This is a genomic window from Bacillus sonorensis NBRC 101234 = KCTC 13918 (assembly GCF_001592005.1).
GTDB lineage: Bacteria > Bacillota > Bacilli > Bacillales > Bacillaceae > Bacillus > Bacillus sonorensis.
Genome location: NZ_BCVZ01000008.1, coordinates 112,623 through 136,292 on the forward strand (window position 1 = coordinate 112,623; position 23,670 = coordinate 136,292).

The following is a 23,670-nucleotide window of genomic DNA, read 5'->3' on the forward strand; positions in this document are numbered from 1 at the left end:
TTAAATGAATGGTACCTCCTTTTTTGATTTTATTTTGCCGCACATCATGATCATGCAAGATTGATGCCCACTATTTTTTGTGATATTTTGACTAGCATTTCATCTTAATAATATCGAAATCATCCCAGTAAAGGCATTATATAGATGCAAAAAATTTTGCGTATTTGAAGATTTTTTTGCGGGAAGACCGAATAATTTTTTTGCACCTTGTAGTAAAATTCGGCCGCATGACTTGCTGCGGCCGAATTGTTTAACAACAATATTTATACCCATCCTCTAAAGCGTGCAGCCTCGGCGACTTTTCTAACCCCCTCCATATATGCAGCCAAACGCATATCGACTTGATGGGTGATTGCCGTTTGATATATATTTTGAAAAGATTTCACCATAACCTCACGCAGCTTTTTGTCGACTTCTTCGGCTGACCAGTAGTACCCCTGGTTATTTTGCACCCATTCAAAGTACGAAACCGTCACACCTCCAGCACTGGCCAGGATGTCCGGAACAAGCAGAATGCCTCTTTCATTGAGTACTCGTGTCGCGTCAGGAGTGGTCGGTCCGTTGGCAGCCTCTACAACAATTTTCGCTTGAATTTGGTGCGCATTTTCCATTGTAATTTGATTAGAAACAGCAGCGGGTACAAGAATATCGCATTCCTTTTCCAGCAATTCTTCATTTGAGATGACGTCTGTGAATAGCTTTGTAATAGTGCCGAAGCTGTCGCGTCTATCAAGCAAATATTCGATGTCAAGACCTGTAGGATCATAAAGCGCCCCATATGCATCCGAAATGCCAATGACTTTCGCTCCGGCATGATGCATAAACTTTGCAATAAAACTCCCTGCATTTCCGAAGCCCTGAATAATGATCCGGGCTCCTTTCAAGGAAATACCTTTTCGTTTCACCGCTTCTTCAATACAAATGGTCACGCCGCTTGCTGTGGCCGTTTCGCGTCCATGAGATCCTCCTAAAACAAGCGGTTTCCCTGTAATAAAGCCCGGAGAATCAAATTCCCTGAGACGGCTGTATTCATCCATCATCCAAGCCATGATTTGCGAGTTGGTATAGACATCAGGAGCCGGGATATCTTTGGTAGGTCCGACAATCTGGCTGATGGCTCGAACATATCCGCGGCTAAGCCTTTCTAATTCACCAAAAGACATGCTTCTGGGATCACAAATAATGCCTCCTTTTCCTCCGCCGTACGGAAGATTGGTAATCCCGCACTTTAAAGTCATCCAGATGGCCAGCGCCTTGACCTCATCCTCATGCACATCGGGATGAAATCTGACTCCCCCTTTAGTAGGCCCGATCGCATCATTATGTTGAGAACGATAACCGGTAAAAACCTTGACAGACCCATTATCCATTTTGACTGGAATACGGACTGTCAATGTACGTACCGGTTCTTTCATCAGTTCATATACATCTTCGGCATAACCTAATTTACGCAATGCTCTTTTGATAATGGTTTGTGTAGAATGAAGTAGGTTCAAAGATTCCTTTGTTTCTGATGTTAATGGATTAGTTGGTGACATCTGAATTCTCTCCTTAAAAATTGATAATCCATAAGCCTGAAACAATATGCTGTTAACGAAAGCGTTTTCAATATGCGGCATATTACTCCATAAATGACGGCCTCCTTCTAGAATCAATCTGCCAAAAAATAATGCAAGATCCGTGCCAGCTTTTTATAAGATGGAATGATCTCCCCAGGCCATAAAAAGCTGATGCGGGAAATCGCGAAGGAAACCGGGACTTCTATGTTTGATCAGTTTTAACAGCACGGAGGGGGGATTGGGAAAGACATTCGAGACGACAAAAAAACGAGGGGGCTGCTCTCTGCTTCGCCGATTCCTGCTGAGATATGAAGGGAGAGATTCGGCTGGTTATAAAGCGCGGACTTTGCTTACCGTTCCTGCTTCAAGTTTTATTCATTCCATTTCCTTTATTGATTTATATATTGAAAAATCTCACGGAACAACCGCAAAAAAAGGATGAAATTTGTCAGATTTCATCCTTTTGCGTGCCAATGCGATTGATGCCCTTCGGGTTCCGGGAAACAGCTATAAAACACAGCCGGAAACTCGCAGGAGTTGAGATGGTCGTGCTGAGTATACGCTTCTAAAAAAAGAAGGTTAACCGCATGGTGTGACATTCTCCCAACAACGACTCCATTTACAGCTCTTTATACGTAAAATAGGAAAAATCGGCATGTTTATTCGCACCGCTCGTATCTTGACATTGCATGCCTACAAAAGCTCCTGTGAAGAACCCTCCGCCGCGAATATAATCATCCGACAATTTTTTGGACTCTAGTATAATCTCGATTTTATGCCAGTCTTCTTTATTAAAGGAATAGGAGTAATTATATTTTTCCTGTTCAACATTTACTCTTAAATAAACATATTGTATGTCAGGCGGGATGACAATTTTTTCTTTTAGGGGTTGTGAAAATGAAAAGTTGTCGCATATCGTAACATCCAGAATGCGGCCAAGATCTTCATCATAAGTGATTTGAAGAGCCGTCCAGTTCTCTGTGTTGTAGTAATTCACCAATCCAGCCGCTTGCTGAAAGTTCTCCGGGTAAAATTCAACAGCAGTTTCCGCTATAAAACAGAGGCTTTGCCAACGTCTTGCTACAAATGCCTGGGTAAATGTAGATGTCAGTGATTCATGGCCAAATAAGCGCAAATGGTTCGGCCTTTCGGTTAATGAGCCTAATTCTTTCGTAAACGGGATCCGCAATGTCTGAAAGTTAATATTTAATGTCGAAGCTTCGAATTTGTCGATTTCCGGATATGTCGGCGGAAACTTCGTTTCGGATATGCGGGGCGCTTCCACCTCCACACTCCCCTCTTTTCCGCCCGCCACATAAGGCCATCCGTCTTCCCACTCCAATTTTTGAATCGCTGTTTCTCTGCCCAAAGGACAATATCCTCTTTGGTGTATAATCGAGTCATCATCAGGATGAATGGGACGTCCGGCTAAATGCGCTAAATACCACTCACCTGTATGTGTTTGGACAATTGATGCATGTCCGCATTTTTGCAATGGATTTCCAGGGGCATGCCAAGACGTTAAAATGGGGTTATCCGGATGAACTTCATACGGACCTTCGATATGTTTTGACCTGGCAATTGTAGCGGCATGTTCGAACCTTGTTCCTCCTTCTGCTGTTAATAAATAGTAATAATCCCCGATATGATAAAGGTGCGGCGCTTCAGTCAGTTTGATATCTGAACCTTTAAAAATGATTTTCGGATGATTGATTAATTTTTTTTCCTCTGCGGAATATTCCTGCATCACAATGCCCCCAAATGAATGGCGGTCGATTCGATGATCCCACAGCATATTTAACAGATATTTCCTCCCGTCATCATCATGGAACAAAGAAGCATCAAAGCCGGAACTGTTTAGTTTAACCGGCTCCCCCCAATCCCCATCAACGGTTTCCGATGTGACTAAATAGTTATGGCAGTCTTTCCATGCTCCATCCACAACCTTTACATCCGTATATATAAGCCAGAACCTGTCATCGCTGTAGCTTAGGCAAGGCGCCCATACTCCGCCCGAGTTGGGATTTCCTTTCATATCCAATTGCGAAACCCTCTGCAGCGGATGGGCGATCAAATGCCAATTCACCAAATCTTTTGAATGATGGATTTGCACCCCTGGAAACCATTCAAAGGTGGATACAGCTATATAATAATCCTCACCGACTCTGCATATGCTTGGATCGGGATTGAAGCCTTTCAGCACCGGATTGATAATTTTCATCTTCATTCCTCCTTACATATTTGTCTGCAATTTCACAAATGATTAATCTATCTTAAACTCATTGATATGATCCAAGTAGACTTTTTCCCTATTCTCTAATTCACGTACGACTTTTGTATATTTTTCTTCGCTCAAATTGTAGAAGTTGATGTCGATCATCGCTAAGATCAGGAAAATAACAGGAATGACAGTTGTCGTGATTAAGATTCCTGTCAACGCTTCAGGCGATTGAACCTGACCTGCAACATAGCCGAACTTGTCCAATATAAGCCCCGGAACGATTCCGCCGAGCGCCATGCCAAACTTAAAAAAGAAGCCGATAATGGCATAAATCAATCCGCCCAAACGTTTTCCTGTCTTATATTCGCCGTATTCGATTGTTTCAGGAATAAGCGCCCACATATACCCCCCTGCGGTAACACTTCCTATTGCGGCAATGACACGAAAGAAGAGCACGAGAAACACATTGCTTGGCGGAATGATGAGAATGGCCAAAAGTCCGATGATGTTCAATAATAAAGCGGCATTTAAGAGTTTTCTCTTTCCCAGCCATTTATTGATTCGGGGAATAAACGGCAGAATCGCCAATGCAGGGAGGCTCCCCAGCAAGCCGTACCATTTCACAAGGTCTTCTCTGCCCACATTGTACGTCATGTAGTAAATCCCAACAGAATTGCTGATAGAGTTGACGCCAAAGATAATGATAAAGAAAATGCTGAGGACAACTAATGGGCGATTCACCCGAAATTGCTCGAATATATCTGAGAATTTATTTTTTTCGTCCGGCTTTTGCAGTGTGACCCGTTCTTTTGTACTTTTAAAACAAAAGATTAATAGACAGGCGCCGATGATCCCCAACATGCTCATCGTCAGCTGCCAGCCAAGAGCGGTGTTTCCAGTCGCATCACCTAAATAGGCAGACAATAGAGGAACAAAAAAAGATACGATGAGTCCGCCAAGATTGGCGAAGACCATCCGAACAGAAGTAATGCTGACGACCTCCTGGTTATCTCTGGTCATCGCAGACGTTAATGCACCATATGGAACATTGATCGTCGTATATGTGAGTGATAAGCCGACATACGTGATATAGGCGTAGATTAATTTGCCCGTATCGGAAAAATCCGGGGTTGTGAAACAGAGGATGGCAAGTACTGAAAGCGGAAATGCGCCAAACAGCAGATAAGGCCTAAAACGCCCGAATTTGCTGTTTGTCCGGTCTACTATTGTTCCGATAAAAGGATCGGCCAGTGCATCAATAATCCGAACAACCAAAAACATTGTACCGGCAGCGGCTGCTGACAAACCATAAACATCAGTATAGAAAAATAAAAGATACGTTGAAACTGTCGTGTAAATTAAATTACACGCTAAATCTCCAGAAGCGTAGCCGGATTTCTCAAACATACTCACCTTTTTTACATTTTCACTCGCCATGATTCTTTCCTCCTTAAAAGCCTTTCAAAAGGGGCTTTATTTAGTCTCAGGAACAAACCTACAAGTTTGAAAGTATGCACAACCATAGGACAAGCCGGCTCTTGTTGGAGAAACAGTTGGAATCGACAGCCTTTGCGCCACCCCCAATTTAGCCTATATGCATTTTGAATTTTCAGAAAAATAACTTTCTTAAACTGGGGAATAAGAGCTTGAACTGTGTGACCAGACGCTGAGCCACGGTAGGAATATTGGTGGGAAAATTTATTCGCTGTATGCTAAATCAATGTCGCTAGGCTGTATCAAATCTTTTTCACTAGGATCATAAAATTCGATTTTGACCCTGCACAAGTTAAGCAGGTCAATTTTTACCACCTTCTAACGCTTGAACTTTGTTTATTCATCAAACTAAGTGTAAGCCAGCATGAAAACGTTGTCAATTATTAGTTTTATATCTTAATTTTTGTTTAATAGAGACGGAAAAACGCCCGATTAGAAGACTCCGTTTCCTCCCCATATCTTCTCTTTTGCTGCATCATCACCCCTTTGCCTGACAAGGGGATGTTTTATTTTCCCCCGCCTTGGTATGATGAGAAAAACGACAACTTAAAGGGGATCAGGAGGCGTTTACATGAATGTGAATCACCTTGTTTCAGGCAGAACGGTTTTAAACCAATACGTGCATCACTTAGAGCCAAACGGCGCTTCATTTTACGTCCATTATTGGGGAGCTATGCCCAATCACTATCATACGCTGGTGCATAAGCATTCTTTTTTTGAAATTTGTTATGTGGTAAAAGGAGACGGCTATTATCTTGAACGCGGTTGTACATATCCGCTTAAGGAGAATACGATTTTTATGTCAAGGCCGGAAATATTGCACCAAATCAAAAGCGAGACCGGGCTGGTTATCCTTTATGTCGGCTTTGAGCTAAACGAAGAAAATTCAAGCGCTGAATGGATCAAAGTGATCGAGGAGGTGAAGCAAAGCGGCAATGTGACAGTCTATGCAAAAGATGAAGAAGCGCCGTGCTTGCTTTGGAAAACGTTAATGCTGCAAGCGGCGCAGCCCGTAAAAGCATTTTGTAAAGAGATCCTGGGGGATCTGTCGCAGGCTTTAATCCTGTCATTAATTCAAACCATTCTCCCCTCTGCCCACCACCCGATGCAGCAGCCTATTCAAACATCTTCAGCACTATTGACTGAAGTCAAGCTGCATATTCAAGACAACCTGTCACAATCATTAAAGCTGAAAGATGTCGCACATCACTTTCATATTTCAGGAAGGCACTTGTCCCGTTTATTTTCAGCAGAGCTCGGCGTCAGCTACTCGGAATTCGTGCAAAACGAAAAAATCGTTAAAGCTGCTGAATTGCTGAAAACAACGGACTTATCGATCAAAGAAATCGCGGAAGAAATCGGTTTTACCGTCCACTATTTCACACGTGTATTTGCCGCCAAGATCGGAAGCTCCCCCGGGCTTTTCCGGTCGCTTTACAAAGATTCAAAAATGACCGTATTTCACGCCGGCAAATCGTGATTTGAAAGAAATGATGTCCTGAAACGACAAAAGAATGTCTCTATCTGATAAAGACGAGACAAATCTCGTTACTTTATAATCTTAAAAAGAAAGCGATTACAAATCCTGAGGAGGAATACTTCAATGAAACTATCTTATGTAACCGACAGTTTAGGGCATTTGCCTTTTGAAGAAATGCTTGACGCTGCTGCAGAACTTGGCATTGATACGCTGGAAATGACAACCGGCGGCTGGTCACCCGCTCCCCACTTAAATCTCGATGAATTGCTGCAAAGCAGCGATAAAAGGCGCGAATTTGCAGAGGCGCTGGAAAAACGGAATATGACGCTTTGCGCCTTAAATTGCTCCGGAAATCCTTTAGATCCGGGAGATCTGGGCAGAGAACACAGGGAAGTCACAGAAAAAACGATGGAGCTTGCGGGATTATTAGGCATCAAAAAAGTCATCATGATGAGCGGTTTGCCGGCCGGAAGTCCTGAGGACAAAACGCCGAACTGGATTACATACACGGTGAGCTGGCCGCCTGTCTTAAAAGAAATCTTAACCTACCAGTGGGAAGAAGTCGCGGTCCCTTACTGGAAAAAGCTTGTCAAAAAAGCGGAAAGCTGCGGCGTTGAAAAAATCGCATTGGAAAATTTCAGCTCTCAATTAGTCTATAATCCTGAGACGCTCTTTCGGCTTCGAAACGCGGTCGGCCCGATCGTCGGGCTGAACCTTGATCCAAGCCACCTATTATGGATGGGGGCAGATCCAATCATCGCTGCAAGAGAACTGGGAGAGGCCATTCATCATGTCCACGGCAAAGATGTCAGAATTGAAAGACAAGTAGCCGCCGTAAACGGCGTCTTAGAAACAAAGGAAGTGACTGACACGGCCAATCGGGCGTGGAATTATGTAGCTGTCGGATGCGGACAGGATTTGCAGTGGTGGAAAGAATTTTTCTCAGTCGTGAAAATGATGGGTTATGACAGTGAAGTTTCTTTGGAAATGGAGGATCTCACGATGTCACCGGAAGCTGGCATCAGAACATCGATCAAAGCATTAAAGCAAACAATCAGCCAATAGGAGGTTGCCATCATGCTGAATGGAGAAAAGATCATTTCAAGGCCTTTGCGCTGGGCAATGGTAGGCGGAGGAAGGCTCAGCCAGGTTGGATATAAGCATCGCACAGGCGCCCTGAGAGACAATACAGCCTTTCGATTAACAGCCGGTGCATTTGATATCGATGCTGAAAGAGGAAAAGACTTCGGGATGAACCTCGGAGTGAGTGCGGAGCGCTGTTATCCTGACTATCAAACGATGTTTGCAGAAGAAGCCAAGCGGGACGATGGCATAGAGGTTGTCTCGATTGCCACTCCGAACCGCACCCATTATGAAATCTGCAAGGCGGCGCTTGAAGCGGATTTGCATGTCACCTGTGAAAAGCCGCTGTTTTTCACCTCAGAAGAGGGTTATGAAATAAAAGCCCTTGCGGAGGAAAAAGGAAAAGTTATCGGCGTGACGTACGGTTTTTCCGGCAATCAAATGCTGCTTCAAATGCGTGCCATGATTGAACAGGGGCAAATCGGCGATATTCGCGTGGTCGATTTGCAGTATACACACGGATTCAGCGCAACAGATGAAGTTGAAAAAACAAGCGACGCGCAAAAATGGCGCGTCGACCCTGCAATCGCCGGACCAAGCTTTGTGCTGGGCGATCTGTCCACCCATACCTATTATATGTCGCAGCTCATTATGCCTCATATAAAGATAAAAGAGCTGCTGTGTGACCGCCAGAGCTTCGTCAAAAATCGCGCTCCGCTCGAGGACAACGCCTACGTCCTGATGCATTATGAAAACGGAGCGGTCGGGACGATGTGGACCTCCTCGATCAACGCCGGGTGTATGGATGGTCACAGAATCAGAATCGTCGGCTCGAAAGCAAGTCTGGAATGGTGGGACAGCAAACCGAACGAGCTGACATATGAAGTGCAGGGAGAGCCGATTCAGACGCTCGTTCGCGCCATGCCTTATTTGGACAGCCGCTGCAATGCGGATGAACGGCTGGGCGCCCTGCATACTGAAGGACTGTCTGAAGCATGGGCCAATATTTATTTGAAATTTGCCATCGCGATTGACGCTAAAAACCGCGGAGATGAAGAAACGTTAAAAAGCCTGGTTTATCCTGATATCGATGCCGGTATTGAGGGAATGCGCTGGGTTGAAAATTGCGTGCGTTCAGCAGGACAAGGCTCGGTGTGGGTTGATTTTCAATAATAATAGGCAAGCGCGTTTTGTCCCATGATTCATTTCCAAAAACGCCGGCCAAAGCGCTATAGCCAATACGACTTGTATAGACCAGCATATGCCGGGCCATATCACTTTATTCAAAGCTGGTTCAGCCGTAAAGACCGCATCCTATGAAGGCATTAAGGCCGGGATCAAACATCCCGGCCTTTTGTCATTGATTGGCGTAAACATTCTGAAAGACTGCCGTCGCCTCCCATACGTTCAAACCAAATCTTCCATTTGAAAATGTGTGGTCATCAGCGTCTATGACCAGGCGGCCATCCAAATAAATGTTGAAGTTGGAACCGTCAGCAACCGTTTTAAGATGATATTTTCGATTGACATCGATCGGTGTCTGGTGTTCGGCAATGACGGTGGCTGCCCCGTTCTCAAATTTAAAAAATTTGACGACGTCATGTTTGGCATCCACATTTGCCAGATAGCCGTTTTTAACGTCTTGATCCGCTCGAAACACAAGCGCTCCCGCCCCTCTTCCATTTCCATCTTTAATCAATATATCGGATTCATAAGTGAAGTCCGTTCCCGATGCTGAAGATGTAATAAAGGAATCGCCGTCAGAGCGCCCTTGTTTTCCTTCAATAGTGTCGGCCCACACGCCGTTTACGGTCGTCCAGCCGGCCAAATTGGATGTAAACGGCGACTGTCCCCATACCTTATTTATAGGATGAATCGTCAAGGAGTTTAACTTTACAAAACCGTTTGAAGCGTACACCTCAAGCCCTTTGCTCGATTTATCCGGGAGAATGATGTCGGTGATTACCTGCTGTCCATCGTTTCCAAACACTTCGACTGAAGAACGGTCGACAAAAATGCGCATCTTCACCTTCCCATTCACCGGCCGTAATGGAGCGGTTTGTTTTCCGGTGTTAAAGCCTGGATGAAAGTCGGCCCTTCCGGATTGGCTGCGGTCGACAAACAGAGCGGCGCTGTTTGGATGATAGCCGATTTTCGTATATTGATCATCTCCCTTTCGAACTTTAAAACCAAATTCAGAAGCCATGCCGCTGTTTATTTGAAATTCTGCATTTATTTCATAGGCATCACCTGACAGACCCGCCAACAACTGACCGCTCGCAGGAGATATGACCTTATGGTTCCACTCTCTGAAGGCTCCTCTGATTGAGTGCAGCTCTCTTATCGGGGTTTGAACAACTCTGATCCCTTCGGAAAGCGTTTTCAATTCTAGCTGTCTTGGAATCGTCGCCGCTCCTCTCCACGGAGATGTTGGAACATCATTGGCATATTGCCAATTGCTCATCCACCCTAACCAGAGCCGTCTGCCGTCTGAAGACGGTATGTCAGACCAAGTAACAGCCGCGTAAAAATCTTTGCCGTAGTCCGTCCATAAAACTTGGCTTGAAGGATTTTCATTTTTGAAAGCGGTTCCATTAAAGTCGCCGACAAAATACTGCATCCCCGATCCTCCTGATACAGCCCCGTTTCCAACACTGACTTGCATCACCCATTTCTTCTGATGCGGATTTCCGTCCACAGGAAGCTCAAACAAATCCGGGCATTCCCACACCCCTCCGTGACTGCCCTGACCCTCTCCGAATTCACTTGCATAGACCCATTCTTTCAGGTTGGGAGATGTATAAATCAGGATCCGATCCCCGGCCGCAAGCACCATCACCCACTTTTTTGTCTCTTCATGCCAAAAAACTTTCGGATCGCGAAAATCCTTTTTTCCCGGGTTCGGAATGACCGGGTTACCGGGGTATTTCTTCCATGTTCTTCCTTTATCATTGCTGTAGGCGATGCTTTGCACTTGGTGCCCTTCGCGGTCCTGCGTATATACCGCGACCAGCGGCTTCTCCGCTCCGGTCTGAAAACCGGTTGTATTATTCCAATCGACGACTGCGCTGCCGGAAAAAATCGTTCCATTTTCATCTGGATGCAAGGCAACAGGAAGGTGCTTCCAATGAACCAGATCCTTGCTTACCGCATGGCCCCAATGCATCGGTCCCCACTGCAGGCCATAGGGGTGATATTGATAAAACAGATGATATTCCCCTGCGTAATAAACCATTCCGTTTGGATCATTCATCCAGTTTGCTTCAGGAGTGAAATGATATTGCGGCCGATGGTCTTCATCATAATAGCTTGGGTCGACTGCTTCAACAGGAAGTGCTCCAGGCAGCAAAAACATCAACATAGCTCCCATTTGAACCAGTTTCTTTTTCATTCTCATGATTCTCTCCTTTCTTTTCCCTTCTTGTTTCCGGCCCGCTTCCTGTTGTATAAGCATATCGACTGTTACTGTGATGACCAGCGGCTGACAAAACTGCGCCGTACTTGCGCCGCATAACCGCCCCCCAGCACGTATGCCGGGGCAGCGTGTGTAACAAATTTGCGATTATAATAATCAGAAAAAGGCCTTATACGTTCAACTAAAGCGCTTATTTCAGGACTCCAGCCCAATAGCCAAGAATACCGATCATAAAAATGCCAAGTATAATGAGGAGCGGATTCACTCCTTTGCGCAGCATCCACGCTACGAGCAGCGTCAATCCTAACGGCAGCACTCCCGGCATAATGCTGTCCAAAATATTTTGCACAGTTTGAACGTCAACTTTCCCGGAATCATTCTTAATTCTGGAGACGACGATCGGAATGTTGATGGTGGTCCACTTGGAGACGAGCGCCCCCATCACAAACAATCCGAGTATTGAAGCGCCTTCCGTCAGTTTTTGAATGCGATTTCCAACCAAATCCTGCAAAATCTCCATGCCTTTGACATAGCCGTACTTTAAGCCATAATATTTTGTACTTAATCTTATGGCATTGATTAAGAAAAAGAACAGCAAAGGTCCGGCTATATTTCCCCCCAGAGCGAGCGAGGCTCCCAAAGCCGCCAATACCGGGCGCAATGTTCCCCAGAAAATCGGGTCGCCTACACCCGCCAGCGGCCCCATTAAACCGATTTTCATGCCGCTGATGGCTTTTGCATCTATCCCTTTTTTGTTGGCCATCTCTTCTTCCATGGCAGCCGACACACCGAAAATGGGCGCTGTCAGCCACGGATGTGTATTGAACCATTCGAGGTGGCGCTGCAATGCTTCATTTCTTTTCGCCCCCGGGCCGTACAATTTTTTAATCGCCGGGATCATCACATAGCAGTATCCCAATGCCTGCACACGCTCAAAGTTAAATGAGCCGAGCAAAAAATTCGAACGAATAAACATGCTGAATATTTCTTTTTTGGTTAATCTTTTTTCTGTCTCCATTCCTATATGTCCCTCCTCATTGTTTAGGCATCAAGGTCGTCATCGTCATCATAGACGGCCAGGTTGTTGTCCGCTGCTGCGGCGACTGCTCCCTGGGCGCTGTTTTTTTGCATGACTTGTTGATATAAGAGCGCCAGGCATAGTCCCAGAGCGCCGAATCCAACCAAATTGAAGTCGGTAAATGCCGCCAATAAAAAGCCGATATAGAAGAAAGGCTTCAAATACGGAATGTTCATCATATTGATCACCATCGCGTACCCTACGACAACGATAATTCCTCCGCCCACCTGCAAACCTTTTGTGATGACTTCAGGAATATTTCCCAGGAAAGCCTGAACGGCGCTGACGCTGATCAATGCTACAATCAATGTCGGAATCATGACTCTGAGCGCCTGAAACACCATAGCGGTGATATGCATGATTTCAATTCCTTTCATATTTCCATCCTTGGCATATTTGTCAGCGCGGTGAATCAAAAAGACTGTGAGCGTACGGACAAAAATGGTCAGCGCTTGCCCTGCTGCGGCCAAAGCGACGGCGACGGCAATTCCTTCGCCGATCCCCTGATCGGCAGTAATGACTAAAATGGTTGAAATCACAGAAGCGATGGCTGTGTCCGGCGCCATGGCAAGCCCGACATTCATCCAGCCCAACGCCATCAGCTCAAGGGTTCCGCCCAAAATGATTCCCGTTTTTAAATCCCCGAGCACCAAACCGACCAATGTGCAGGCGATCAGCGGACGGTGTGTCTGCCCTTCATCCAAAACACTTCCTATACCGGTAATGGCTGCAATGATTAACAACAAAATAATTTGTATAGTAGACATCATCTCATCCCCCTTTAAGATTTTGTTACGCTTCTTAAAATCTGCATAAAGTCTTCGCTGGCATCTGAAGGGAGCTGCCTCAATTCGAGTTTCACACCTAATTCATGTAATGTTTCAAACGCTTCTATATCTTTTTCGGTTACACTTACCGATTTTGTAATCTGCTTGCGGTTATTCTCGAAACGCATGCCTCCGACATTGACGGTTTTGATGGGGACGCCCGCTTCAATGAGAGAGACAATGTCGCTCGGGTTTTCAAATAAAAGCATCGCTGTTGTATCTTCATAGCGCGGACTATGAAATGCCTTTGCCATTTTGGATATAGAAACGGCGCTGGCTTTGACGTTTGAAGGGGCGACAGAAAGAATCAGCGTTTTTCTCATGTCATCTGCTGCAACATCATCTGACACCACGATGATCCGATCAGCTGCATGGATTTTAATCCACCTTGTCAATACTTGCCCGTGGATAAAGCGGTCATCGATTCTGGCTAATACAATCTTCATAGTAGTTCATCCTCTCTTTCATGATTGGCGGTGATCTTCATTTTTTCTAAATGTTCGCTGCAGACTTGAAAGCTTTCTTGACTGATGGTTTTCAATTTATTTAGCAATTCCTTGAGCGGCATATGTGCTCTCAGGCCTAATGCTTCCAGCAAAATCGGCAGGTTCACTCCCGCGGCCATATCGATTCTTTGGTCCTTCACAATGAAAGGGGTGGCCGCATTATAGGGGGTGCCTCCAAAAATATCGACCAAAAAAAGCACCTCATGTTCCTCCGGAATATCCTTTAGCGCCTGGTTATATTTGTCCTGCAATGTTTGGATGCCTTCTCCTTTTAAAAACGGCACCGCGACCAGGTTGTCTTCTTCGCCAAAAATCATTCCCGAGGACTCCTTTAATGCTAAGGGAAAATTGCCATGACCACTGATAATGACTGAAATCATACATGTTTGCTCCTCTCCTTTTTCGTTCGCCTATTTATTATGCAAGTATCGTGCCAACACAGTTGTATTAAGCGTTTTCAATCAAGCGGGAGCCAGATTTTTTTGTTTTTGAAACACATGTAAACAAAAAAATAAACCTGTATTAAAATGGCGCTCCATTTAATACAGGTTCAAGGTTAAAAACGGCTGTTAAAACAGCTGGCCCTGCAATTCTTCCGCAAAAATTGCGGCGATAAATAATTTTTCATCATCGCTGATTTTCAATCCCAGCTTTTGTTCATAAGGGTGTAATGTCCGCTCTGTTATGTGATAAACTTTTTCCAGCTGGCCGTTGATTTCTTCTTCCTCTGAAAATGCGATCGGGTTCTGCTTGACCTCCCTTTCAAAGGCAAAAGCGGTGTGCATAATCACTTTGATCATGACGGTATTATTTAAAATAATGCCAAGCTCATCCTGGATGGTTTGCAGCCACTCCAACAACATGTCTATCATATGATACGGGTTTAAAAAGACAAGATACTTTTTCAAGCTATCCTCGCAAAGCTCCCGCACAATAATATTTGTACCGGTAAATCCATCGCTCATCGGGATGCCGCCTTTTGTAATCGCCTGCTGAATCACCTTCTCCCCTTCTCCTCCAATTAATACTTCCAGAGAGACGTGCGGAGCATTGATCTTAGGATCCTTCGTTCCAACCGTGGCAAGAATCTCATACTCTTTTTCGATTTCTTTTATCCTGTTGGCTAATTTCATTGATGAAACCGTCAGAATGCTGATCGGTTCGTCAGAGGCCTTATTAACGATTGTTGTCAAGATTTCTTCCAGTTTTTTTGCCGTTCCGCTCCCTGTCGTACAGATAGAGACCAACGCCTTCTTTTTGCCGGCTGAGGCAGGCTGCCGATCCCACAGCTCGATAAAATCCTTTGTAACCGAATCATATATTGCATGCAAATTTAAATTCAAATAGTTTACCTTTCTAACAGCATCCAGCACCATAGATGTCGTAACATTGCTGATCGTCTTGATGTTCACGCCTGTTTTTTCTTCGAGCTTGCTTTCAAGCATCGCGAGCGAGCCCATGTCCACAAGCATTAACACCCCTTCTCCTTCATCCATCTGCTTAATTTTCGCCGCCAGGCTTTCGATGATTTCCGACGGGGAAACCGTCAGGGGCATATCGACTGCCGCGATAGGTGTGCTTCCCAACAGTTCAATGGCGACTTCAACCATGGAGCTTGCCATGCTGTTGCCATGCGCGGCAACGACAATCCCCACTCTTTTGTTCTCTTCCAATGATTTGATCGACTGGATCAGCATTGTTAAATAAATGACTTCTATTTCCGGAACAATGACTCTAAAATATTCTTGAATTTTATCCTTAAAGATGAGTGCGACCTGATATTCTTTCACATGGGTATCACGGATCTCGTCGGTCTCCTGTTCATTTAATACATCGATTTGCTTTCCCCGTTTTAGAAAGGCATCGATATGCATACTTAGGAAATAGATGAATTTGCGGCCAAATCTGCAATTGAGCTCGTGTTCCGCAACTTCTTTAAGCTCTTTCGTAATTTGTATCACCTTGTCATCGACAAATTTCAATAAGTGGTGGTTTTGAAATGTTCTTTGTTTAAAAAAACTTCTGACGTGCAAATGGATATCCGTTAAAATATATTGGTTGATTTCCTTTTTTGATAAGCCTTCTTTGTTTAGATTTTTTACTTTTTCTTCAATTAAATGATACAAATTAAATGAAAGATCATCGTCAAGTTTGGTTGTTTCATCTTCTACAATCGGCGATATGATGGTTGTAATATTGACATATTCAGAAATCATTTTGCTTCTTTCAATATTTTTGCTGCTGGAAATCCAGTCTTGCTTGATTTCATCCGGCAGATCCCGGACGGTCAGTTCCACAACATCATCCTTATCAAGATGATTTAAAAATCCGTGTGCACAAACCAGCTGTACATTTGATTTCAACTGCCCAACGTTCCCGAACTTTGCAGAATGAATCAGCGCATTATATACATCAATGTGCACATTTAAATTTTTCTTGATCCGCTCCGCTTCTTTTCCCAATAAGAATGTTGTCAATTCGATTCTTTCTTTAAGAGACCGCTCTTCAAGGGAAGGAATATGTATGGTCATCGGAATTCTCCGCAAAAAAGTTTTCAATAATACGGAACTGGGGTTTTCTGTCGTAGCGCAAATAAACAATACTTTCGATGTTCTTCTGTGCTCTGTTTCCCCAAGCCTGTTATAAGTGCCGTTGTCAATAAAATAAAACAGCATTTCCTGTCCTTCAGGCGGAAGGCGGTGGATTTCATCCATGAACAGAATGCCTCCATCGGCCTGTTCGACTAAGCCGACTTTATCCTCGTCAGCGCCTGTAAATGTCCCTTTCTTATGTCCAAATAATTGAGAAAGCAATAATTGCGGATTGTTATAGTAATCTGCACAGTTAAACGTAATAAATGGAGCGCCGGGCTTCAAGATGTCAGAGTAGATAGCGAATTGATAAATCCGGTTGGCAAACAGCGATTTGCCGGAACCTGTCGGACCTAAAAGCAGCATATGCAGGCCGTGAGGCGGATAAAAGACAGCCGCCTTTGCTTGGGAAATGGCTTTCTTTAAGCTGCCTTTCGCCCCAATCATCAGCTCCAGCGGATTCGTAGAAATTTTCCGGCGTATCCTTTTATGATTGCCTTGAAGCTGATGAAGATCTTCCACTTCCATCTTCTCTTTATTCCATTCCATGTTAAATATTCTTTCGACGATCTCTACCGGAACATAGCGAACGGGGAATGTTTTAATCTTTACGGCCTTTTGGGCACGGACAAGGTTGTTCAATTCAAAGCTGACATTGGAACGCTCCATTTGCAATTGTTCGGCGATTTCCTTGGCTGAATGCCCCTGTACCTGTAAAAGCTGATCCAAGGTTACGTTCCGAAAATTGTGCATAAGCTGATGGTATATTTTATCGATTCTTTTCATGAATATCATCCTTTGTCCTTATTAGATAAGCTGTTAGACATTACGATTGTCATCAAGAGAGAACAGCGTTTTTCCCTTCTTATTACGTTTGAATGACGCATTTCTCTCCATCTTGAACGAATCCAATACCCCGAAAATTCAGAATGTTTTTTACCTGCCGTGAAAAGCTGCCCGCATCATGATGTCGTATGTTGACATTCAGGAGACGATTCTCTTTAGTTCTCACATGTCAGAGCAATCATCCCTAAAGAAACATCACCCACGCCTCCCATCCCCGGAAAGGACTTCATTCGTGCTTTTATATCACTACATCTCTCTTCACCCTTTCCAAAGTCATAGCCTGTAAATAGTGTATCACTCCTCTGAAATTGATTGGTGAAAAAATCTGATATCTATCAAAACAAACCTCATCAGCCGCGACAAAAAACCTAATACAAAATGAAGACTCCCCCTCCATTACATTCTAAATGGATCATCCCGATTTATGACTTATATCTCAACGGAAAAATTTTAAGAGAGAAGCTGAAATTCATGATATGAAAGTGGCGGCAGGAATTCTGACTAAAGGCTGGTTTTAAGAGTTAAAACGGGGATTTCTGAAAAAAATAAAGACGGCCCTCACGTATTGAGGGCCGTCTAAACGGCTTAGCCAAAGGATCACAGTGTCTCCGGGAGGCTCTAAAACAAATTTTTCACTTACCCCTATGCTTCTCTTTCGCTTTTTGTTTTCTCAATCTGTACTTTTGTTCCTTTTCTTTTTCCCGCTGCTCTTTATTCAACCGTTTGTTCATCGCTTTTTTTGCTTCCAGCCCTTGTTTGATTGCCTGTTGCGCCTTTGTTGACACGCCGGTGCTCTTCATTTCCTTTGCAACCTGGCGCTGCAGTCTTTTCGGGTTTATCTTCTTTTTGGCTTCAGCTTTTATCCCAATCCCTTCTTGTTCGGTTTGGGAGATCACCTGTAAAAGCTGATGGTGAACAAAATTGAGGATTTCCACATCCTTCGGCTCCCGGCCAAACAGATGGCGGAATGCCTTTACATTCCCTTCCTGCACAATCTCAATGATGCCGATCCAAAACTGGCCGTCATAGTAAATCGTTAATTTCATAACGATTCCCTCCTCTACATTTATTGCCGAAGAATGATGGACATCCCGAGGAGGGGAAGGTTACTGACATTATCACAATGCATCCGGACTACCAACCGGATTGTGTTTTTTCATTCTTCATGATTAATTTATCAAAATTTATAGACGTTTCCAAGATGCACTTTGCAGCGTGCAAAACGTGCATCTTGCCACACGGGAAATCATGTATCGCAAAAGGCTCTCTGTTGCACGTTTCCGTCCTTTTTCGCCAGCTCATATTCCCCAATAATGAATGGTTACATCCGAGTATTCGTCTTCGCTTAGAACAAAGCCGAATTCGAATGTTTCTGACACAACAACCACATCATCGTAGATGTCCGGCACCAGTTTTGCGATCATCCTTTTGGTTGCATATAGCGGCATTGTTATAGCAATTGGATGCTCCAGATAAAGGTGATGGCTGCTCTTCACGTAAAAACAGAATGTAAAAGGATAAAACAGAACCGTTTCTTCACTGAAATTCTCAAAGCCCTTATATATAAGGGCAATCTTTGACTTAAGCTCTTCTTCGTGATAGGCGAATGTGATCGTTTTGATTTCATCGGCTTTCACCAGCTGATAAACCTTTTGATGGGCTTCCCCGGATAATTGGCCATCAACAAATTCGTTCTGGGAAATATCAATGCCGCGGTATTTCTTCAAGTCCGCGATGAGCTGTTTTTTTGCCTGTTTGATTTTGTTTTCTTTCAGAAGCTTTTCAAGCTGGATTTTTCTATTATTCTTCATATCATGATCCTACTGCAAAACTCGCAGAATATCCAAAGAAATTTCTAAAATAAAACATCCGCCTTGAAAATTCGGCTGTTTTAGCCGATGATAGATTTTGTTCAGATAACAGCTCAGGGGGAATTCTGCTATGAAAAAATGTGTTTTGGCTATTGCTGCGCTTATATTAAGTGTTTCATTAGCGGCTTGCAATTCCAGCGCCGTTTCTTCGAAAAAAACAGAAGACGGCCGACACTCAGACCGTGTGGCTGTCACACTTATACGTGCAGTCGATGGCGACACGATTAAAGTAAAATATAAGGGAAAAGAGAAAACGGTCCGTTATTTGCTGATTGATACGCCGGAAACAAAAAAACCAAACTCATGTGTTCAGCCATATGGAAAAGACGCTTCCAGCGAAAACAAAAAATTGGTCAGCAGCGGCAAGCTGGAATTGGAATTTGATAAAGGCGACCGCACCGACAAATACGGCAGATTGCTGGCTTATGTGTATGCGGACGGTCAATCAGTCCAAGAACAGCTTTTAAAAGAGGGCCTTGCAAGGGTAGCTTACGTATATCCTCCAAATACAAAATACTTAGATCAATATCAAAAGGATGAAAAGGCCGCTAAGAAGAAACAAATTGCCATTTGGAGCAAGTCCGGCTATGTGACTGACAAAGGATTTAATGGATGTGCTGCCGGAAAATCGAAAACAGCGCAAACATCAATTTCTGCGCCGAAAAGCGCTCTTTCAAAAGATGCCGCAGCAAGCGGGGCTCATTCAAAGGATGCAGCTCCGTCATCAGACGCTAAAGAAACGTTCACAAATTGCACTGAACTGAGAAAAAAATATCCAAACGGCGTCCCAAAATCCCACCCTGCCTACCAGGCTAAAATGGACCGCGACCATGACAATTACGCCTGTGAGCGGTAGTTAAAAAAGAATAGCCCGGGCCCGGGCTATTCTTTTTCTATGCGGATGGCAGATTCGCTCTTAAAAATCCAATCTCTGCACATTAAGCCGCGTTGCAACGCCGCAGCCTCCATCGCTCAGATATATTACAATAGTCAATTTTTTGTTTTCAAATGTTTGCCATTCATTTAGAAAATTCAAGCAGCTCAATTTTATTATTGAACGGATCCACAATGACCGTAAAAAGACCCGGTGGACATTTTTGCGGCTCTTCGTATAAAACTTTTACACCGTTTTTTTTCAGATGATTCAGGTCCTTATTAATATCATCGGTCTGTAATCCAAGAACGATTTGTGAATTTTCTCCATACTCTAAGGTGTTCGGTTTCGAAGCCTTCTCAAGAATGATTGGAAAACCATTGACATTTAATTCAATGATATTTTCTCCATACTCTTTTTCTAATTTAAAATTCAACTTTTCACAATAAAAATTCTTCGCTTCTTTCATATGTGTTACTTTAATGGATACCATGCAAACCTTGGCTTTCATCTTTTACACCTACTTTCTGGATTAATAAATTTCTTATCATTACTAGGATAGTTAACTTTTCTAGAAGAGGAGGGCTGTCTAAGCGAATAACGAAATCACCATCAATTGATTCCATAGTAGTTTCCTTGACATACCATCGGGAACGCTGTAAGTCTATGCCCCTATATTTCTTTATTGATTTTAATAAGAGCCAGGATCGATTATTTATTATTGGTTCAATCCTCTTAGAACATTTGCACTTTTCCGACTATTCAATTATAATTTAAAAGCATTTATTTACAATAGGTGAAAAACCATGAATTTTGTCAAATTCAAACGAATTATGTAGAATTATATAAAAATTTTCTTAAAACACAAAAAAGTTGCTCTATTTAAATAAAGTTTCACACCCTAAGATATGTATCTAAATTTATTAATGAACGTTTTTTGATTTGGGTTATTCCGCATACCAGGCCGAACGCAACGCTGCCAAGCACCTTCCCTCTCTCATTTTCATTGAACAGACCGGTCGCAAAGGGAACGATAATCTGTGGAATAATGGTGAAAACATCTAACAGCAGGTGAGCCAACACGAGCCAGAGAAAATGTCCCGCAAGCGCTGATGCAGCAGGATACAGACAGACGAGAAACAGCAAATTCAACATAAGCGCCGCCTTTCAAACATGTCGCCAAGGGGAACCAGCATGAAATTCCCTAATGCATAACCCGCTTGGGGAATGGTGGAGATCAGGCCCCACCTGTGCAGCTGTCACGTGAAGGTCTGTCCCATGCTGACTAGGAGCGTTTGGTTCAAATAAATATTGGCCGCAATAAAGCCTGAAGTGATCGCCATCAGGAAAACCAGCCCTTTGGAGATACCGGCTGCTTTGTCTTATTGTTTATATCCATGTCACCTCCCCTTGCGATATTCGAATTATAATGCACTCAAAACACATGAAAATAGCAGTCTATTTATCATACTATTGGGAATGCCATGATGAACAATCACACCATTGCTGCGCCGCGTTGCCATTCCATGTTGATGAGACGCTTCATAAGGGCAAGAGAAAAAGAGTTTTGCCAAAAGAAGCAGACGAAATAACCGGGAAAATCAACCGGTACGAACAGTTTTTCAAAAAAAAGATATAAGGTCTTTTATAAAAGATTTTATTATCGGCATTTTGTTTCATGTCGGCAGCTTTTTCTATTTTTCTGATTTTTGCTGCCCGGAGCCTTCTGCTTGGCGATCAGGCCGGCGATCCGTTTGATTCATGATGTTCATTGCAGGAGACATCTTAATGTTTATCAGCAGCCTTCCTTTTTGTGCTAAAATAAAGGTATTTTAAGGAGGAATGTTTGATGACAAGATATTTGCTCATGACAACCCGGACTGAAAACTTTGACAATACATATGTGCCTGCTCACTATGACTATTTAAACCGGCTAAAAGAGGAAAACCGTTTGGAGATGTACGGCCCGTTTGGAGATGGAAGCGGAGGAGCGTATCTCATCCAAGCGGATTCTTTTGAAGAAGCCCAAAAAATCGGACATTCCGACCCGCTCATCGAAAGCGGCGCTTCTACACTTGTGGTTAAAGAATGGCTGACAAAATAACCTCTGTCACGCGCAATAAGCCTTCTCGATCGTGAGAAGGCTTATTTTTCTGCAAAATGAAATCTTCACTTTGAAAATGGTGATTTCTCAATCAAGAGCATGTTCTTTTTACCCATGTCCTGAACCGCTCATTTGACAAAGCCCTCAAAATCAATTAAAGAAATAGGAACTAGAACCGATACAAAATGTGTGCACCCAAGACCAAACGCATGATTTTTTTCGAAAAACCTGTTGAAAAAATGGGTATTTAAACCTATTATAGTAAGAGTGTTCATTTTACCAACTGGAGGTGTTAATCAAAAGGTTTTTTTGCCCATGCACACGGCTGATGATGTATCCAACTGCGGCAGTTCTCCAATCAATACAAGAGGAAGAATTTTAGAATGGACGATCCTGAAGATGACGTTTTTGACACCGCATCATTTTATCCTGAACAAAGCGGCGCAATCATAATGTTGTTAATTAGCGGTGGTGTTGGAGGCGAGGTACAGGGAACGTTAAACAGAGGGCAAAGAAACTAATGCAGTAAAAGAGGGAAATGGAACTGTGGCGATTGGATAAATCATAAACCAATATCAGTGAAAACACTGGTAAAAACAAAGGAGTTTTATACATAATGAAAAGAACGACAGAATTTGTATTAGGTTTAATTGGCGGTATCTTCGGTTTTATTGGAGCTTTTATGGCATTAATGATCGGCGGAATCGACGCATCATTCAGCTCGTCTGGAACAAGCGAAATCATTGGATTAGGCTGGGGCGCAGTTTTCCTTTCCATTCTTGCCATTATTGGCTCTGTTTTGGTGAAAAGCAAACCAAAGCTTGGCGGAATTTTGCTGATTATTTCTGCTGTCGGCGGATTTATTTGTATTTTCATGTTCTATATCTTACCGGCTGTCCTTATTATGATCGCAGGTATTATGGGATTGGTGAGAAAAGACAAAACGAATTCTACAGCCGCATAATACAAGAAAGAGGCCTATATCAGGCCTCTTTTTTCATCGCACGATTTCACCGCACAAGCCATTCTCTGCATGAATCAGTCAGCTTTTGCAATTCATTGATAAAAACACCCGCATGGTAACCGTCACATACTGCATGATGACATTGCAGTGCTACAGGCAAATATGTCTCTTTTCCATCTGAAAAGAATTTCCCGTTTGTTATGATAGGGAGCAAATGGTCGCTGTTCGCCAGGTTCAGATGAAAGCTCGTAAAGTCAACCCATGGAATTGAGGAAATGGAAAACGTGTTGGCAGGAAATTTACCTTTTGCCCATAATCCTTTTTTGTCTCCAAACCTCTCGATGTCCCCCACATAGTTTTGATAAAACCGCGGAAAATCACGTGAGTATTCCGACCATAAGGCGGAAAAGGTCTGATCCTCCTGATGAAAAACCGTATAGCACGGATTCATCTGTTCCCAACATCCCAACTGCCCGTCATGAAATGCCGTTCTGAATTCGGGGTGGGCGTTCACTATTCTCGACACCATGTAAATAAAAGCAGGATAGAACTTGACTTTCTTGTCTCGCAGACTGTTCAGCAGCCCGGTCACATTGATGTTAGCCGTTATGCTGTATGAGCATTTCCCCGCTTTCATGTAATGTTCAAAATAAGGTTTTCTATGCCAATGCTCAAGTTCAATTCTTTGGAAATTCATGTTTAGCCTCCTAAAATAATCGAATTTTTATTTTAGGAGGGGTGGTCCACTGATTTCACC

The 23,670-nt window shown here is 43.5% G+C and carries 21 protein-coding genes; 7 read left to right on the forward strand and 14 right to left on the reverse strand.

Annotated features, from left to right (window positions below; genetic code table 11):
* Positions 1-263: 263 nt before the first annotated feature.
* From BTR1S_RS11605 to BTR1S_RS11620, 3 genes are all read right to left on the reverse strand, one after another.
* Positions 264-1,538 (reverse strand): Glu/Leu/Phe/Val family dehydrogenase, encoded by a 1,275-nt coding sequence (locus BTR1S_RS11605; protein WP_029419284.1) that lies wholly within the window; start codon positions 1,536-1,538, stop codon positions 264-266.
* 640 nt (positions 1,539-2,178) lie between these two features.
* Entirely contained in the window at positions 2,179-3,780 is a 1,602-nt protein-coding gene (gene xynB / locus BTR1S_RS11615; protein ID WP_029419283.1) for a xylan 1,4-beta-xylosidase, read from the reverse strand.
* Positions 3,781-3,822: 42 nt separating this feature from the next.
* Entirely contained in the window at positions 3,823-5,217 is a 1,395-nt protein-coding gene (locus BTR1S_RS11620; RefSeq protein ID WP_029419282.1) for an MFS transporter, read from the reverse strand.
* Positions 5,218-5,845: 628 nt separating this feature from the next.
* Here BTR1S_RS11620 and BTR1S_RS11625 point away from each other — a divergent pair.
* From BTR1S_RS11625 to BTR1S_RS11635, 3 genes are all read left to right on the forward strand, one after another.
* On the forward strand, positions 5,846-6,754 hold the full coding sequence (locus tag BTR1S_RS11625; protein ID WP_029419281.1) for an AraC family transcriptional regulator: 909 nt from the start codon (positions 5,846-5,848) through the stop codon (positions 6,752-6,754).
* Between the two features lie 123 nt (positions 6,755-6,877).
* Positions 6,878-7,819 carry a sugar phosphate isomerase/epimerase family protein gene (locus tag BTR1S_RS11630; RefSeq protein WP_006637733.1) on the forward strand — a complete coding sequence of 314 codons (942 nt, stop codon included), beginning with the start codon at positions 6,878-6,880 and terminating at the stop codon, positions 7,817-7,819.
* A 9-nt stretch (positions 7,820-7,828) separates the two neighbouring features.
* Positions 7,829-9,010, forward strand: coding sequence for a Gfo/Idh/MocA family protein (locus BTR1S_RS11635; RefSeq protein ID WP_087962505.1), 1,182 nt, complete (start codon positions 7,829-7,831; stop codon positions 9,008-9,010).
* Between the two features lie 184 nt (positions 9,011-9,194).
* Here the strand turns inward: BTR1S_RS11635 and sacC are convergent, their stop codons facing one another.
* The 8 genes from sacC to BTR1S_RS11675 all read right to left on the reverse strand — a co-directional run bounded on the left by sacC (position 9,195) and on the right by BTR1S_RS11675 (position 18,911).
* Positions 9,195-11,228: a levanase SacC gene (gene sacC, locus BTR1S_RS11640; protein WP_006637735.1), complete on the reverse strand. Its 2,034-nt coding sequence runs from the start codon at positions 11,226-11,228 to the stop codon at positions 9,195-9,197.
* Positions 11,229-11,442: 214 nt separating this feature from the next.
* Positions 11,443-12,270: a PTS fructose transporter subunit IID gene (gene levG, locus BTR1S_RS11645; protein WP_006637736.1), complete on the reverse strand. Its 828-nt coding sequence runs from the start codon at positions 12,268-12,270 to the stop codon at positions 11,443-11,445.
* Positions 12,271-12,293: 23 nt separating this feature from the next.
* On the reverse strand, positions 12,294-13,097 hold the full coding sequence (locus tag BTR1S_RS11650) for a PTS mannose/fructose/sorbose transporter subunit IIC (protein WP_006637737.1): 804 nt from the start codon (positions 13,095-13,097) through the stop codon (positions 12,294-12,296).
* A gap of 14 nt (positions 13,098-13,111) precedes the next feature.
* Positions 13,112-13,603: a PTS sugar transporter subunit IIB gene (locus BTR1S_RS11655; RefSeq protein WP_006637738.1), complete on the reverse strand. Its 492-nt coding sequence runs from the start codon at positions 13,601-13,603 to the stop codon at positions 13,112-13,114.
* The gene (gene levD, locus BTR1S_RS11660; protein WP_006637739.1) at positions 13,600-14,043 is read right to left on the reverse strand and encodes a PTS fructose transporter subunit IIA; all 444 of its coding nucleotides are present in this window, start codon (positions 14,041-14,043) and stop codon (positions 13,600-13,602) included. Before levD ends, BTR1S_RS11655 begins: the two co-directional genes overlap by 4 nt.
* 189 nt (positions 14,044-14,232) lie before the next feature.
* The gene (locus tag BTR1S_RS11665; protein WP_006637740.1) at positions 14,233-17,040 is read right to left on the reverse strand and encodes a sigma-54-dependent transcriptional regulator; all 2,808 of its coding nucleotides are present in this window, start codon (positions 17,038-17,040) and stop codon (positions 14,233-14,235) included.
* A gap of 692 nt (positions 17,041-17,732) precedes the next feature.
* Entirely contained in the window at positions 17,733-18,146 is a 414-nt protein-coding gene (locus tag BTR1S_RS11670) for a YjdF family protein (RefSeq protein WP_006637741.1), read from the reverse strand.
* Positions 18,147-18,398: 252 nt separating this feature from the next.
* On the reverse strand, positions 18,399-18,911 hold the full coding sequence (locus tag BTR1S_RS11675; RefSeq protein WP_029419280.1) for a hypothetical protein: 513 nt from the start codon (positions 18,909-18,911) through the stop codon (positions 18,399-18,401).
* 130 nt (positions 18,912-19,041) lie between these two features.
* Between BTR1S_RS11675 and BTR1S_RS11680 the strand changes: the two genes are divergently transcribed.
* Positions 19,042-19,827, forward strand: a complete 786-nt coding sequence (locus BTR1S_RS11680) for a thermonuclease family protein (RefSeq protein WP_006637743.1) — start codon at positions 19,042-19,044, stop codon at positions 19,825-19,827.
* A gap of 163 nt (positions 19,828-19,990) precedes the next feature.
* Here BTR1S_RS11680 and BTR1S_RS11685 read toward each other — a convergent pair whose 3' ends face one another.
* Together BTR1S_RS11685 and BTR1S_RS11690 are read right to left on the reverse strand one after the other, a co-directional pair.
* On the reverse strand, positions 19,991-20,356 hold the full coding sequence (locus tag BTR1S_RS11685) for a VOC family protein (RefSeq protein ID WP_006637744.1): 366 nt from the start codon (positions 20,354-20,356) through the stop codon (positions 19,991-19,993).
* A 383-nt stretch (positions 20,357-20,739) separates the two neighbouring features.
* Entirely contained in the window at positions 20,740-20,997 is a 258-nt protein-coding gene (locus tag BTR1S_RS11690) for a hypothetical protein (RefSeq protein WP_155910173.1), read from the reverse strand.
* A 697-nt stretch (positions 20,998-21,694) separates the two neighbouring features.
* Between BTR1S_RS11690 and BTR1S_RS11695 the strand changes: the two genes are divergently transcribed.
* The 3 genes from BTR1S_RS11695 to BTR1S_RS11700 all read left to right on the forward strand — a co-directional run bounded on the left by BTR1S_RS11695 (position 21,695) and on the right by BTR1S_RS11700 (position 22,913).
* Complete coding sequence (locus tag BTR1S_RS11695) at positions 21,695-21,949, forward strand: YciI family protein (RefSeq protein ID WP_029419278.1); 255 nt, start codon at positions 21,695-21,697, stop codon at positions 21,947-21,949.
* A 383-nt stretch (positions 21,950-22,332) separates the two neighbouring features.
* On the forward strand, positions 22,333-22,470 hold the full coding sequence (locus BTR1S_RS22520; protein ID WP_155910171.1) for a hypothetical protein: 138 nt from the start codon (positions 22,333-22,335) through the stop codon (positions 22,468-22,470).
* A 95-nt stretch (positions 22,471-22,565) separates the two neighbouring features.
* Positions 22,566-22,913, forward strand: a complete 348-nt coding sequence (locus BTR1S_RS11700; RefSeq protein ID WP_006637749.1) for a DUF4064 domain-containing protein — start codon at positions 22,566-22,568, stop codon at positions 22,911-22,913.
* 46 nt (positions 22,914-22,959) lie between these two features.
* Here the strand turns inward: BTR1S_RS11700 and catA are convergent, their stop codons facing one another.
* On the reverse strand, positions 22,960-23,610 hold the full coding sequence (gene catA, locus BTR1S_RS11705; protein ID WP_006637750.1) for a type A chloramphenicol O-acetyltransferase: 651 nt from the start codon (positions 23,608-23,610) through the stop codon (positions 22,960-22,962).
* Positions 23,611-23,670 lie beyond the last annotated feature (60 nt).